Genomic DNA, 12,555 nt, shown 5'->3' with positions numbered 1-12,555 from the left:
CGTGGCCGCCCCGTCCGCCGGTTTAGATGTCGCGGAAGATCTCGATCTGTGCGCCCACCGAGTTGAGGCGTTCCGCCAGTTCCTCGTAGCCGCGGTTGATGACGTAGACGTTGCGCAGGACCGAGGTGCCCTCGGCCGCCATCATCGCCAGGAGGACGACCACCGCCGGGCGCAGGGCCGGCGGGCACATCATCTCCGCCGCGCGCCAGCGGGTGGGGCCCTCGACCAGGACGCGGTGCGGGTCCAGGAGCTGGAGGCGACCGCCGAGGCGGTTGAGGTCCGTCAGGTAGATGGCCCGGTTGTCGTACACCCAGTCGTGGATCAGGGTCTGACCCTGGGCCACGGCCGCGATGGCGGCGAAGAACGGGACGTTGTCGATGTTCAGCCCGGGGAAGGGCATCGGGTGGATCTTGTCGATCGGCGCTTCGAGCTTCGACGGGCGGACGGTGAGGTCCACCAGGCGGGTGCGGCCGTTGTCCGCCGTGTACTCGGGGGAGCGGTCGTGGTCGAGGCCCATCTCCTCCAGGACCGCGAGCTCGATCTCCATGAACTCGATCGGCACCCGGCGGATGGTCAGCTCGGACTCGGTGACCACGGCCGCGGCCAGCAGGCTCATCGCCTCGACCGGGTCCTCGGAGGGGGAGTAGTCCACGTCCACGTCGATGTTCGGGACGCCGTGGACCGTCAGGGTCGTGGTGCCGACGCCGTCGACCCGGACGCCGAGCGCCTCCAGGAAGAAGCACAGGTCCTGGACCATGTAGTTGGAGGAGGCGTTGCGGATGACCGTGGTCCCGTCGTGCCGGGCGGCGGCCAGCAGCGCGTTCTCGGTGACGGTGTCCCCGCGCTCGGTCAGCACGATCGGGCGGTCCGGGGAGACCCCGGCCTCGACCTGGGCGTGGTAGATGCCCTCGGTCGCGGTGATGTCCAGGCCGAAGCGGCGCAGGGCGATCATGTGCGGCTCGATGGTGCGGGTGCCGAGGTCGCAGCCGCCCGCGTACGGCAGCTTGAAGTGGTCCATCCGGTGCAGGAGGGGACCCAGGAACATGATGATGCTGCGGGTCCGGCGGGCCGCGTCCGCGTCCATGGCGTCCATGTCGAGGCGGGCGGGCGGTACGAGTTCCAGGTCGACGCCGTCGTTGATCCAGCGGGTGCGGACACCGATGGAGTTCAGGACCTCCAGGAGGCGGTAGACCTCCTCGATCCGGGCGACCCGCCTCAGCACCGTGCGGCCCTTGTTGAGCAGTGAGGCGCACAGCAGGGCGACGCACGCGTTCTTGCTCGTCTTGACGTCGATGGCGCCGGACAGCCGGCGGCCGCCGACCACGCGCAGGTGCATCGGACCGGCGTAGCCCAGGGAGACGATTTCGCTGTCGAGGGCTTCCCCGATGCGGGCGATCATCTCAAGGCTGATGTTCTGGTTGCCGCGCTCGATCCGGTTCACGGCACTCTGGCTGGTGCCGAGTGCGTCGGCGAGCTGACTCTGTGTCCAGCCACGGTGCTGCCGGGCGTCACGGATGAGCTTGCCGATGCGTACGAGGTAGTCGTCTGCCATGGCTGCACCGTATCTCAGATATGAGATCGCGCTCGCGTCGGGTGTGCCATACGGGTGTTACCGGCCGTCAGCTCCCGTGGCGGGTCGGCGTGCGCCGTGGTGACCGGTTGCTCCCGTTCGCGCGACCATCATGCGTTTTGCGGGCATCCACCCCGATCGGTCCCCGAGTCCGGCGCCGCCGGCGCCGGGCGGCCTCGACGGTGGACAGGGCGCTCCGGCCCGGTCGGCCGGGGGAGCGCCCGCGGGCGCCGCGCGTTCCCCGCGGCGTCGCGGGGAACGCGGGCAGTTCGGCGGTCCGGGTCGGCTGGAGGAGGATCTCCAGGTGGCGCAGCTGCCGGGCCAGGGCCTCCTTGAACTCGGCGCCGGCCACCACCGCTTCGGGGGTCCCGCCGCAGGCCTCGCGCGCCGCGTTCCGCACGCCTGGGAACAGGAAGTGGAATTGACCCCTCAGTGCCCGCTGGGTGCCGCCTCAGTGCCCGCAGGCGTGGTGCCGACCGCCCCCGTGGACCGCCGCGTACGAGGCCGGGTACGAGGCCGGCCGCGGGCCCGCCGCCGCGGCCCGGGCCACCCGCGCCGAAGCCGCCCGCCCCGACGTCGAATCCGCGTCGTGCACCACGCGTCCGCCGACCAGGGTCATCCGTACCTCCGTCCCGCCGATGTCGGCCACGGGACAGCGCGTCACGTCCCGGTCCAGCACCACCAGGTCCGCCGCCTTGCCCACCTCGACCGTGCCGGTCAGCTCCTCCTGGCGCAGCTGCCACGCAGTCCCCGACGTGTGCATCCGCAAGACGGTCTCCCGGCTCAGCCCCTCCTGCTCCCGGTACAACTCGCCCGCCCCGAACACGCCCTGCCGGTCGATCGCCGTCCGCAGCTGGTTCCACACCTGGAGGGCGTCCACCGGCCAGTCGGAGCCGCCCGCCAGCCGCGCGCCCGCCTTCTCCAGGCTGCGCGCCGGGTACATCCACCGGTGCCGCCGGGGCCCGATGTAGGGGAGCAGCGCCTCCATCGTCCAGGTGTCCCGCGCCGCCCACTGGAGCTGCATGCACGCCGCGACGCCCAGCTGCGCGAAGCGCCGCAGGTCCGCGGGGTCCACGAGCTGCAGGTGGGCCACCGCGTTGCGGGCGTCCCGGTGGCCCGTCACCCGCCGGGCGTACGCGTACCCGTCCAGGGCGGTGCGCACCGCCCGGTCTCCGAGGCCGTGGGCGTGCATCTGCCAGCCGGCCCGGTTGAAGGCGGCGCTGAGCCGGCCGTAGTCCGCCGCCGAGGTGTAGAGCTCGCCCCGGTTCGCGGTCGGCTTCCCCTTCCCGTCGAGGTACGGCTCCAGCAGGGCGGCCGTCTGCGCGGGGTACTCGATGACCCCGTCCAGGAAGACCTTGACCGTCCCGAACCGGAGCCCCGGCACCCCGTCCGCGGACCCGAACTCCCGCCGCAGGCCCCGTGCGTAGGCCAGCGAGCCCGCCGGGTCCTTGGCCTGCTCCGCGTCCAGCCGGATCGCGGGGACGATCCGCTGCGGCAGGGCGCCCGCCGCGGAGAGCGCCTGGTAGAGCTCCAGCTCGCGCCGCCCGACCAGGGCGTCCATCATCGTGGTGACCCCGGAGGCGGCCGCCAGCCGCAGCACCTCGGTGCAGGCCGCGACCAGTTCGGCCCGCGTGTGCTCCGGTACGTGCCGCTTCACCAGCCCCTGCGCGTCGTCCTTGAGGACGCCCGTGGGCTGTCCGTCCGCGCCCTTGACCACCTTGCCGCCGACCGGGTCGGGGGTGGCCGCCGTGATCCCGGCGACGTCCAGGGCCCGCCGGTTGGCCCACAGGTTGTGCCCGTCGCCGCCGACGAGGACGACGGGCCGCCGGGTCGGGAGCGCGTCCAGCACCGTGTGGTGCGGGCTGGTGCCCACGGGGAGCAGCCCGACCGGGTTCCAGTCCTCGACCACCAGCCAGCGGTCGGGTTCGGCGCCGGCGCCGCCGGTGTCGGCCAGGAAGCCGGTCAGGATCTCCCGGAGCTGCTCCGGGGTGGTCTCCGCGCCGTCCAGGGAGGGGCTCAGCGAGCGCTCGCCGGCGCCCAGCGGGTGGACGTGGCCGTCGTGGATCCCGCTCATCACCGTGTTGCCGCGGGCGTCGACCACCTCGGTGTCCCGGCCGGCGTACCGGCGCAGCGCCTCGTCGGTCCCGGTGGCCAGGATCCTGCCGTCCCGGCCGACGGCGACGGCCCGCACGGGCCCCCGGCCGCCGGTCCCGGTGAACACCGAGGCGTTGCGGACCACCAGGGCGGCCGAACCGCGCCCGCCGGAAGCGGCCCCGGAGGCGGCTCCGGAAGCGGCCCCGGGGGCGGCCGCGGCGGGTCCCGCACCCAGCAGGCCCGCCGCGCCGACGGCTCCGGCGGCCGCGAGGAGCCCCCGGCGGGACAGCGGGGCCGGCGGGGCCGCCGAGGAGGCCGAGGACGCCGGGGCCGGGGGAGCCCCGGCGGAGGAAGAAGACTGCATGCCCACTCCAAAGGTTGGTGTGGGCAGGACGCTGTTTGATTAAGGCGTTAACCAGAAGCCGCATCCGGCGACGGAATCCGTACGATGGCGGCGTGTCAGCGCCCGTTCCCGTCTCCGGTCCGCGGCCCGGTGCCATGCCGGCGCCCGCGCCCGTGCCCGGTCCGACCCTCGCCGACGTCGCGCGCGCCGCCGAGGTGTCCACGGCGACCGTCTCGCACGCGCTCAACGGCACCGGCCGGCTCGGCGAGTCGACCCGCCGCCGGGTGCGCGAGGTGGCCGGGGCCCTGGGCTACGGCGCCCGGCGCGGCCCGCACAGCCGCAGCCTCGGCGTCGCCGTGACCACGTACGCCGGTTTCGCCTGGGACTTCGCGCGGATCGCCTACTTCTCCCGGCTCCTCACCGCCGCCACCTCGGCCGCGCACGCCCACGGCTACGCCCTGACCACGCTGCCCGCCGACCGGGGCGCCGAGCCGCTGTGGCACAACCTCGCGGTGGACGGGATGCTCCTGCTCGACACCCCGGCCGACGACCCGGTGCTGCGCGCGCTGCGGGCGCGGGGCCTGCCCGTGGTCTTCGACGGGCGCCCGCCCGATCCCCGGCCGCAGGACGTGTGGGTGGACAACGACCACACCGCGACCACCCGCGAGGTGCTGGACCACCTCGCGGAGTCCGGTGCCCGGCGGATCGCCCTGCACTCGGCGTACGGCCGGGAGCACTACACCGCGGCCGTCACCTCGGCCTACGAGCAGTGGTGCGCCGAGCGCGGCCGGACTCCGCTCGTGGTCCCCTTCGACCCGAACGACGCGGCCGGGCACGCCTTCGACTCCGCGTTCGAGGGCCCGGACCGGCCCGACGCCGTCCACTGCGCGTACGACCCGGGGGGACGGCAGGTGCTGGCCGCCGCCGCGCGCCACGGCCTTCGGATACCCGGCCGCCCGTCCGCGGACGGGAGCGGGCTGGACGGCCTGCTGCTGGTGTGCGCCAGCGAGGATCCGGCGTACGCCGAGAACGAACCCCCAGTGACCACCGTCACTTTCGATCCGGACCGGATCGCCGCCACGGCGGTCTCAGCCCTGGTCAAGCTCGTCGAATCCGGACACGCGAAATCGCCCGGCCAGCTGACCGTGCGGGCGGGGCTGAGGGTGCGTGCCTCGTCCCGGCCCCCTCGCATGTACTAGAGTTATCTCGACATCGAGATATCTGCCCCGGACGTACCGCAGCCGTCCCGCTGGTAAGGGTTACCTAACTTAGCCTCACCTTAGCGGATTGGCCAGAGTGCCTCGCGGCAGGATTGCGGTAATACGCGCGAATTCATGCATGAAGGAGACTGTCGTGTCGGCGAACAGCTTCGACGCCCGCAGCACGCTGCAGGTGGGCGACGAGTCGTACGAGATCTTCAAGCTGGACAAGGTCGAGGGCTCCGCCCGCCTTCCCTACAGCCTGAAGGTCCTGCTGGAGAACCTGCTCCGTACCGAGGACGGCGCGAACATCACCGCCGACCACATCCGGTCGCTCGGCAACTGGGACTCGCAGGCCCAGCCCAGCGAGGAGATCCAGTTCACGCCGGCCCGCGTGATCATGCAGGACTTCACCGGCGTCCCCTGCGTCGTGGACCTCGCCACCATGCGCGAGGCCGTGAAGGCCCTCGGCGGCGACCCGGCGAAGATCAACCCGCTCTCGCCCGCCGAGATGGTCATCGACCACTCGGTCATCGCCGACAAGTTCGGCACGGCCGACGCGTTCGCGCAGAACGTCGAGCTGGAGTACGGCCGCAACAAGGAGCGCTACCAGTTCCTGCGCTGGGGCCAGACCGCCTTCGACGACTTCAAGGTGGTCCCCCCGGGCACCGGCATCGTCCACCAGGTCAACATCGAGCACCTGGCCCGCACGGTCATGGTCCGAAACGGCCAGGCGTACCCCGACACCCTCGTCGGCACCGACTCGCACACCACGATGGTCAACGGCCTGGGCGTACTGGGCTGGGGCGTCGGCGGCATCGAGGCCGAGGCCGCGATGCTCGGCCAGCCGGTCTCCATGCTGATCCCGCGCGTCGTGGGCTTCAAGCTGACCGGCGAGCTGCCGGCCGGCACCACCGCCACCGACCTCGTGCTGACCATCACCGAGATGCTCCGCAAGCACGGTGTCGTCGGCAAGTTCGTCGAGTTCTACGGTGTGGGCGTCGCCGCCACCTCCCTCGCGAACCGCGCCACCATCGGCAACATGTCGCCGGAGTTCGGTTCCACCGCCGCCATCTTCCCGATCGACGACGAGACCCTGAAGTACCTGCGCCTGACCGGCCGCGACGCCCAGCAGGTCGCGCTCGTCGAGGCCTACGCCAAGGCCCAGGGCGTGTGGCTGGACCCGGCCGCCGAGCCGGACTTCTCCGAGAGGCTGGAGCTCGACCTCTCCACGGTCGTCCCCTCCATCGCCGGCCCGAAGCGCCCGCAGGACCGCATCGTCCTCGCGAACGCCTCCCAGCAGTTCGCCCAGGACGTGCGCAACTACGTCAACGACGACGAGGAGTCCGGCAAGGAGTCCTTCCCGGCGTCCGACTCGCCGACGTCCACCAACGGCGTGCCCACCAAGCCGACCCCGGTGACCCTGGCCGACGGCACCTCCTTCGAGATCGACCACGGCGCCGTCACGGTCGCCGCGATCACCTCGTGCACCAACACCTCGAACCCCTACGTCATGGTCGCCGCGGCGCTCGTGGCGAAGAAGGCCGTCGAGAAGGGCCTCACCCGCAAGCCGTGGGTCAAGACCACCCTGGCCCCGGGCTCGAAGGTCGTCACCGACTACTTCGACAAGGCCGGCCTGACCCCCTACCTCGACAAGATGGGCTTCAACCTCGTCGGGTACGGCTGCACCACCTGCATCGGCAACTCGGGTCCGCTGGAGGAGGAGATCTCCAAGGCGATCAACGACGCCGACCTCGCGGTCACCTCGGTCCTCTCGGGCAACCGCAACTTCGAGGGCCGCATCAACCCCGACGTCAAGATGAACTACCTGGCCTCCCCGCCGCTGGTCGTCGCGTACGCCATCGCGGGCTCCATGAAGGTGGACATCACCAAGGACGCCATCGCCACGGACTCCGAGGGCAAGCCGGTCTTCCTCGCGGACATCTGGCCCACCGAGGCCGAGGTCAACGACGTCGTCGCGAACGCGATCGGCGAGGACATGTTCAACAAGTCCTACCAGGACGTCTTCGCGGGTGACGCCCAGTGGCAGGCGCTGGAGATCCCGACCGGCAACACCTTCGAGTGGGACCCGCAGTCCACCTACGTGCGCAAGCCCCCCTACTTCGAGGGCATGACGATGGAGACCACCCCGGTCTCCGACATCGCCGGCGCGCGCGTGCTGGCGAAGCTGGGCGACTCGGTCACCACCGACCACATCTCCCCGGCCGGTGCGATCAAGGCCGACACCCCGGCCGGCAAGTACCTCACGGAGCACGGCGTCGAGCGCCGCGACTTCAACTCGTACGGTTCCCGCCGAGGCAACCACGAGGTCATGATCCGCGGCACGTTCGCGAACATTCGCCTTCGCAACCAGATCGCCGCGGGCACCGAGGGCGGCTTCACCCGCGACTTCACCGTCGACGGCGCGCCGGTCGCCTTCATCTACGACGCCTCGCAGAACTACCAGGCCGCCGGCATCCCGCTGGTCATCCTGGCGGGCAAGGAGTACGGCTCCGGCTCGTCCCGCGACTGGGCGGCCAAGGGCACCGCGCTGCTCGGCGTCAAGGCCGTCATCGCGGAGTCCTACGAGCGCATCCACCGCTCCAACCTGATCGGCATGGGCGTCCTGCCCCTGCAGTTCCCCGAGGGCGCCACGGCGGCCTCCCTGGGCCTCTCCGGCGAGGAGACCTTCGCCTTCACCGGAGTGGAGGAGCTGAACGACGGCACCACCCCGCGCACGGTCAAGGTGACCACCGACACCGGCGTGGAGTTCGACGCGGTCGTCCGCATCGACACCCCCGGTGAGGCGGACTACTACCGCAACGGCGGCATCATGCAGTACGTGCTCCGCAACCTCATCCGTGGATAAGCACAGCCGCGGCTGAGCACATACCGGCACCAAAGGGCCGTACCCCCGTTAAGGGGGTACGGCCCTTCCGTTTCTGCGGGCGGCTCCGACGGGCCAGGTCAGGTGACGGTGAGGTCTCAACTCGGAAAAGCCGGGGCCCATACCGGCACATGATCTTGCTCACAGGAGCGGAAGTGGACTATACCTGTGCCCGTCCGGGTCACCGCGAAACGAGCGGCTCCGGACGGGGGGATGGCGGGGACCTGCGGTGATGTCCGCTGGGCGGCAGCAGTCGCACTTTCCTTCCTCCTTCACACTCCTGACGAAGGCGAGGACTTGAGCATGGGATCCACCTCCGCCCACGGCGAGAACAGCAACGGTGAGGGCTTCGGCCGCCGGGACCTGATCAAGCGCTCCGCGGCACTCGGCCTGATCGCCGTCCCGACGATGAGCTTCCTGTCCGCGTGCGCTTCCGGCTCCGACGAGACGACCAAGGGCAACGAGTCCAAGGTGGCCGTCACCAAGGAGAACCCGTTCGGCGTCGCCAAGGGCGGCAAGCTCGACGTCGTGGTCTTCAAGGGCGGCTACGGCGACGACTACGCCAAGGCCTGGGAAGCGGCGTTCGACAAGAAGTGGGGCACCACGTCCTCGCACCTCTCCACCCAGGAGATCACCTCCAAGCTGCAGCCGCGCTTCAACGGCGGCAACCCGCCGGACGTCGTCGACGACTCGGGCGCCCAGCAGATCAAGCTGGACGTGCTCGTCAAGGGCGACCAGCTCACCGACCTCACCGTGGTGCTCGACGCCCCCTCGCTCGACGACCCGAGCAAGAAGGTCCGGGACACCCTGATGCCCGGGACCATCGAAAGCGGCATGGTCGGCGGCAAGTTCGTCGCGCTGCAGTACGTCTACACCGTCTGGGGCCTGTGGTACTCGGGCAAGCTCTTCAAGGAGAAGGGCTGGACCGCGCCGAAGACCTGGCCCGAGTTCATGGACATCTGTCAGAAGGCCAAGGCGGCCGGCATCGGCGGCTTGGCCCACCAGGGCAAGTACCCGTACTACATCAACGTCGCCATCATGGACCTGATCGCCAAGAAGGGCGGCCTGGATGCCATGAAGGCGATCGACAACCTCGAGCCGAACGCCTTCGCGGACAACCCGGTCGCGCTGGAGGCCGTCGAAGCGATCTACGAGATCGTCGAGAAGGACCTGCTGATGCCGGGCACCAACGGCCTGACGCACACCGAGTCCCAGACCCAGTGGAACCAGGGCAAGGCCGCCTTCATCACCTCCGGCTCCTGGCTGGAGAACGAGCAGCTCAAGCAGACCCCGGAAGACTTCGACATGCAGTTCCTGCCGATGCCGGTGCTGCCCGGGAGCAAGCTGCCCTTCGAGGCCATCCGCGCCGGCGCCGGCGAGCCCTTCATCGTCCCGGAGAAGGCCGCCAACAAGGCCGGCGGCCTGGAGTTCCTCCGCTCGATGCTGTCGCGCGAGTGGTCGACCCTCTTCGCCCAGCAGGCCAACTCCCTCACCGTCCTCAAGGACGGCGTGGACCCGACGGTCAAGCTCCGCGCGGGTACGCAGTCCGCCGTCACCGCGCTCAAGGCGGCGGGGGACAATACCTTCAACTACCGCTACGCGGACTGGTACAGCGAGATGGGCACGGAGCTGGAGAACGCGTCCAATGAGCTGATGGCCAAGCGCATCCAGCCCAAGGAATGGATCAAGCGGGCCCAGGCTGCGGTAGACAAGGCCACGAAGGACCCGAACGCCAAGAACAACAAGCGCAGCTGACACCCGCGTCCACCGGTCACCCGGAAACACCAGGGACGGACACCATGAGCCACGTAGCAAACAGCAAAGGGCGGGGCGGCTTCATCGCCGGCTTCCTCATCCTGCCCCTTGCGCTGTACCTGACCTTTGTCATCTGGCCGTACATTCAGACGTTCGGCTATTCCTTCACCAACTGGACGGGTCAGTCACCGACTTTCGACTTCGTCGGTCTGGACAACTACTCGGCCCTGCTGAAGGACGAGGTCTTCCGCGGCGCGCTGCTGCACAACCTGCTGCTCCTGGTGTTCGTCCCGACGGTCACCATCCTGATCTCCCTGTTCTTCGCCTTCATGCTGAACGCCGGCGGGCGCAGCGGGGCCGGCGGAGTCAAGGGGGTCGCGGGCTCCGCCCTCTACAAGGTGATCTACTTCTTCCCGCAGGTCCTCTCCCTCGCGATCCTCGCGGTGCTCTTCGGAGCCGTGTACCGCAGTGACGAGGGAGGGCTGCTGAATGGATTCCTCACCAAACTGGGCCTGGTCGACCCGGCCCACCCCATCGAATGGCTCAACCAGCCCAACTTCGTCCTCTGGTGCCTGCTGCTCGTGGTCGTCTGGCACGGGGTCGGCTTCTACCTCGTCCTGTTCTCGGCCGCCATGCAGTCGGTCCCCAAGGACATCTACGAAGCCGCACTCCTCGACGGCGCGGGGCGCGCCCAGACCTTCTTCAAGGTCACGCTGCCCCTGCTGTGGGATTCTGTGCAGACCTCCGCGGTCTATCTGGGCATCGCCGCGATGGACATGTTCGTCCTCGTGTCGACCATGACCTCGGGCCAGTTCGGCGGCGGACCGGACCACCACAGCGAGGTCATGGCGACGGTGCTGATGCGTAACTTCCTCTACTTCGGCAAGGCCGGCTACGCCTGTGCCATGGGGGTCGTCATGCTCGTCCTCACCCTGATCCTCTCCGCCATCACGCTGCGGGCCACTCGCCGCGAGCACGTCGAGTTCTAGCGGGAGACCACGATGACCACAGTTGTCAAAGCACCGGGCGAGGCGGCGGCCGAGAAGCGCTCCGCCGCCTCCGGGCAGCCCCGCGGGAAGAGCAAGAGCGGCTCCGACGGAATGGTCCTGAACGTCTTCTCCCACGGCTTCCTCGCCGTGTGGGGGATACTGATCATCCTGCCGCTGATCTGGCTGGTGCTCGGATCGTTCAAGACCGACGTGCAGATCGGCGAATCGGCCCTGAGCTGGCCGGCCAACTGGCACTTCGACGCCTTCCCCCGCGCCTGGGACAAGGGCATCGGGAGCTACTTCGCCAACACGCTGATCGTGATGGTGTTCTCGGTTCCGCTGACGATGCTGCTCGGCTCGATGGCCGCGTACGTCCTGGCCCGCTACCCCTTCCGGGGCAACCGGCCGATCTACTACTTCTTCGTCAGCGGGGCCATGTTCCCGGTCTTCCTGGCGCTCGTCCCGCTGTTCTTCATGGTGAAGCGGCTGGACATGCTCAACACCTTCCAGGGCCTGATCCTGGTGTACGTGGCGTACTCGATGCCGTTCACCGTCTTCTTCATGCACTCGTTCTTCAGGACGCTGCCGACGGCCGTGCACGAGGCGGCGGTGATCGACGGGGCCTCGCACACCCGGATCTTCTTCCAGGTGATGATGCCGATGGCCAAGCCCGGCCTGATCAGCGTCGGGATATTCAATGTCCTGGGGCAGTGGAACCAGTACATCCTGCCCTCCGTACTGATGCAGCCGCAGACCGGATCCGACCCCGAGCGCTACATGCTCACCCAGGGCCTGATCCAGCTGCAGTACCAGATGGGCTACGAGACGGACCTGCCGGTGCTGTTCGCCGGTGTGACCATCGCGATGATCCCCATGCTGGTGGTCTACCTGTCCTTCCAGCGCCAGATCCAGGCCGGCCTGACCTCCGCCACGCTCAAGTAGCGTCAGGCCGAGGCCGACGGATCGGGCACGACCGACCAGCTGACCGCCGAGACCGGGGGTCCCCCCGGCCGAAGGCTGGGGGCGGGTCGAGCGAGAGGTTGCTGACGGCTTCCTCCAGCATCCGGCCCCCCTCGCCCTCGGCGGTCAGCAGTGCGGACACCGTCACCAGGCCGGCCCTCGGGCCGTCCTGGCTGCTGATCGAGCGCAGCTGGTAGCCCGGCCGGCCCAGTGCGTCGACCAGCCGGTGGCGGATGTGGGCCTCCTCCGCCTCCAGGCACACGGCCTCGAAGTGGAAGTCGGTCGCCACCTCGGCCCCGCCGCCCGGCTCGCGGTCCATGCGCCGGCCCAGCGGGCGCAGCAGGAGGTTCGCCCCCACCACGCCCACCGTGCCGAAGGCCGCCAGGAGGAACATCCCGGTGCCGGCGAGGCAGCCCACGGCCGCCGAACACCACAGGGTGGCGGCCGTGTTCAGGCCCCGGACGCTCAGCCCGTCGCGCATGATCACGCCGGCGCCGAGGAAGCCGATCCCCGAGACGATCTGGGCGGCGACCCGCGAGCCGTCGTACTGGACCTCCGAGACCTCGCTCATGAACCCGTACTGCGAGAGCAGCACGAACAGCGCGGCTCCGCCCGCCACCAGGGCGTTGGTCCGCAGGCCCGCCATCCGGGCCCGCCACTGCCGTTCCAGGCCGATCGCCGCCCCGAATCCGAGCGCCGCGGCCAGGTGTCCGGCCATCTCCCATTCGGTGGGCATCATCGGCCCTCCTCCCTTCTTC

General features: G+C 69.9%; 9 protein-coding genes. 5 read left to right on the top strand and 4 right to left on the bottom strand.

Features of this window, described 5'->3' with window-relative positions; all coding sequences use genetic code 11:
- Positions 1–22 precede the first annotated feature (22 nt).
- The 3 genes from DRB89_RS03645 to DRB89_RS03635 form a co-directional block, all read right to left on the bottom strand.
- Positions 23–1,552: a UDP-N-acetylglucosamine 1-carboxyvinyltransferase gene (locus DRB89_RS03645; protein WP_112447347.1), complete on the bottom strand. Its 1,530-nt coding sequence runs from the start codon at positions 1,550–1,552 to the stop codon at positions 23–25.
- Between the two features lie 67 nt (positions 1,553–1,619).
- Positions 1,620–1,970 carry a hypothetical protein gene (locus tag DRB89_RS03640; RefSeq protein WP_112447346.1) on the bottom strand — a complete coding sequence of 117 codons (351 nt, stop codon included), beginning with the start codon at positions 1,968–1,970 and terminating at the stop codon, positions 1,620–1,622.
- Between the two features lie 51 nt (positions 1,971–2,021).
- Positions 2,022–4,028: an amidohydrolase gene (locus tag DRB89_RS03635; protein ID WP_239516000.1), complete on the bottom strand. Its 2,007-nt coding sequence runs from the start codon at positions 4,026–4,028 to the stop codon at positions 2,022–2,024.
- Positions 4,029–4,120: 92 nt separating this feature from the next.
- Here DRB89_RS03635 and DRB89_RS03630 point away from each other — a divergent pair, with 92 nt between their 5' ends.
- The 5 genes from DRB89_RS03630 to DRB89_RS03610 all read left to right on the top strand — a co-directional run bounded on the left by DRB89_RS03630 (position 4,121) and on the right by DRB89_RS03610 (position 11,779).
- Complete coding sequence (locus DRB89_RS03630; RefSeq protein WP_239515999.1) at positions 4,121–5,206, top strand: LacI family DNA-binding transcriptional regulator; 1,086 nt, start codon at positions 4,121–4,123, stop codon at positions 5,204–5,206.
- Positions 5,207–5,360: 154 nt separating this feature from the next.
- Positions 5,361–8,075: an aconitate hydratase AcnA gene (gene acnA, locus DRB89_RS03625; protein ID WP_112453235.1), complete on the top strand. Its 2,715-nt coding sequence runs from the start codon at positions 5,361–5,363 to the stop codon at positions 8,073–8,075.
- A gap of 321 nt (positions 8,076–8,396) precedes the next feature.
- Positions 8,397–9,848 (top strand): N-acetylglucosamine/diacetylchitobiose ABC transporter substrate-binding protein, encoded by a 1,452-nt coding sequence (ngcE, locus tag DRB89_RS03620; protein ID WP_112447342.1) that lies wholly within the window; start codon positions 8,397–8,399, stop codon positions 9,846–9,848.
- 44 nt (positions 9,849–9,892) lie between these two features.
- Positions 9,893–10,837: a sugar ABC transporter permease gene (locus DRB89_RS03615; protein ID WP_112447340.1), complete on the top strand. Its 945-nt coding sequence runs from the start codon at positions 9,893–9,895 to the stop codon at positions 10,835–10,837.
- A 12-nt stretch (positions 10,838–10,849) separates the two neighbouring features.
- Positions 10,850–11,779, top strand: coding sequence for a carbohydrate ABC transporter permease (locus DRB89_RS03610; RefSeq protein WP_112447338.1), 930 nt, complete (start codon positions 10,850–10,852; stop codon positions 11,777–11,779).
- Here the strand turns inward: DRB89_RS03610 and DRB89_RS03605 are convergent.
- Entirely contained in the window at positions 11,772–12,536 is a 765-nt protein-coding gene (locus DRB89_RS03605) for an MgtC/SapB family protein (protein ID WP_239515998.1), read from the bottom strand. The genes DRB89_RS03610 and DRB89_RS03605 overlap by 8 nt on opposite strands.
- Between the last annotated feature and the right edge of the window lie 19 nt (positions 12,537–12,555).

It is taken from the genome of Streptomyces sp. ICC4, from assembly GCF_003287915.1.
GTDB classification, from domain to species: Bacteria; Actinomycetota; Actinomycetes; order Streptomycetales; family Streptomycetaceae; genus Streptomyces; species Streptomyces tritrimontium.
This window is presented reverse-complemented; position numbering and strand designations above follow the sequence as displayed.

What these genes read in the sequence shown, in the direction of transcription:
- DRB89_RS03610 (WP_112447338.1), top strand. Translation starts at nt 10,850, where the DNA reads ATGACCACAGTTGTCAAAGCACCGGGCGAGGCGGCGGCCGAGAAGCGC.
- DRB89_RS03615 (WP_112447340.1), top strand. Translation starts at nt 9,893, where the DNA reads ATGAGCCACGTAGCAAACAGCAAAGGGCGGGGCGGCTTCATCGCCGGC.
- ngcE (WP_112447342.1), top strand. Translation starts at nt 8,397, where the DNA reads ATGGGATCCACCTCCGCCCACGGCGAGAACAGCAACGGTGAGGGCTTC.
- DRB89_RS03645 (WP_112447347.1), bottom strand. Translation starts at nt 1,552, where the DNA reads ATGGCAGACGACTACCTCGTACGCATCGGCAAGCTCATCCGTGACGCC.
- DRB89_RS03635 (WP_239516000.1), bottom strand. Translation starts at nt 4,028, where the DNA reads ATGCAGTCTTCTTCCTCCGCCGGGGCTCCCCCGGCCCCGGCGTCCTCG.
- DRB89_RS03605 (WP_239515998.1), bottom strand. Translation starts at nt 12,536, where the DNA reads ATGATGCCCACCGAATGGGAGATGGCCGGACACCTGGCCGCGGCGCTC.